This is a genomic window from Streptomyces abyssalis (assembly GCF_001751365.1).
In the GTDB taxonomy this organism is placed as follows: Bacteria; Actinomycetota; Actinomycetes; order Streptomycetales; family Streptomycetaceae; genus Streptomyces; species Streptomyces abyssalis.
Genome location: NZ_LJGT01000028.1, coordinates 1 through 1,669 on the forward strand (window position 1 = coordinate 1; position 1,669 = coordinate 1,669).

Genomic DNA, 1,669 nt, shown 5'->3' on the forward strand with positions numbered 1-1,669 from the left:
TCTCTTGGTTGCCGGTCCCGGTGTACTTCGCCCCGATGGGGTGGGGGTGGTGGGTGGCTGGTTGTTGTTTGAGAACTGGACAGTGGACGCGAGCATCTGTGGCCAAGTTTTTAAGGGCGCACGGTGGATGCCTTGGCACCAGGAACCGATGAAGGACGTGGGAGGCCGCGATAGGCCCCGGGGAGTTGTCAACCGAGCTGTGATCCGGGGGTGTCCGAATGGGGAAACCCGGCAGTCGTCATGGGCTGTCACCCGCATCTGAATGTATAGGGTGTGTGGAGGGAACGCGGGGAAGTGAAACATCTCAGTACCCGCAGGAAGAGAAAACAACTGTGATTCCGGGAGTAGTGGCGAGCGAAACTGGATGAGGCTAAACCGTATGTGTGTGAGACCCGGCAGGGGTTGCATGTACGGGGTTGTGGGAGTTCTCTTGTCCGGTCTGCCGGCCGGTCGGCGAGTCAGAAATTGTTGATGTAGGCGAAGGGTATGCGAAAGGCCCGGCGTAGAGGGTAAGACCCCCGTAGCTGAAATGTCAGCAACTTGTTTGAGGACCACCCGAGTAGCATGGGGCCCGAGAAATCCTGTGTGAATCTGGCGGGACCACCCGTCAAGCCTAAATATTCCCTGGTGACCGATAGCGGATAGTACCGTGAGGGAATGGTGAAAAGTACCGCGGGAGCGGAGTGAAAGAGTACCTGAAACCGTGTGCCTACAAGCCGTGGGAGCGTCGCGTGCCAAGCTTGCTTGGTGCGTCGTGACTGCGTGCCTTTTGAAGAATGAGCCTGCGAGTTTGCGGCATGTTGCGAGGTTAACCCGTGTGGGGGAGCCGTAGCGAAAGCGAGTCCGAAGAGGGCGGTCTGAGTAGCGTGTTCAAGACCCGAAGCGGAGTGATCTAGCCATGGGCAGGGTGAAGCGGAGGTAAGACTTCGTGGAGGCCCGAACCCACCAGGGTTGAAAACCTGGGGGATGACCTGTGGTTAGGGGTGAAAGGCCAATCAAACTCCGTGATAGCTGGTTCTCCCCGAAATGCATTTAGGTGCAGCGTCGTGTGTTTCTTGCCGGAGGTAGAGCACTGGATAGGCGATGGGCCCTACCGGGTTACTGACCTTAGCCAAACTCCGAATGCCGGTAAGTGAGAGCGCGGCAGTGAGACTGTGGGGGATAAGCTCCATGGTCGAGAGGGAAACAGCCCAGAGCATCGACTAAGGCCCCTAAGCGTGTGCTAAGTGGGAAAGGATGTGGAGTCGCAGAGACAACCAGGAGGTTGGCTTAGAAGCAGCCATCCTTGAAAGAGTGCGTAATAGCTCACTGGTCAAGTGATTCCGCGCCGACAATGTAGCGGGGCTCAAGCACACCGCCGACGTCGTGTCACTCCAACGTGAAGGGCTAACGCCTGTTGGGGTGGGTAGGGGAGCGTCGTGTGCCGGGTGAAGCAGCACCGGAAGGTAGTTGTGGACGGTATGCGAGTGAGAATGCAGGCATGAGTAGCGATACATGCGTGAGAAACGTGTGCGCCGATTGACTAAGGGTTCCTGGGTCAAGCTGATCTGCCCAGGGTAAGTCGGGTCCTAAGGCGAGGCCGACAGGCGTAGTCGATGGATAACCGGTTGATATTCCGGTACCCGTGGCAGTGCGCCAGCGCTGAATCAGGTGATGCTAAGCCCGTGAA

The 1,669-nt window shown here is 57.8% G+C and carries 1 rRNA gene; it reads left to right on the forward strand.

Features of this window, described 5'->3' with window-relative positions:
* Nucleotides 1-100 precede the first annotated feature (100 nt).
* A 23S ribosomal RNA gene (locus tag AN215_RS00145) occupies nucleotides 101-1,669 on the forward strand; the annotation flags it as partial.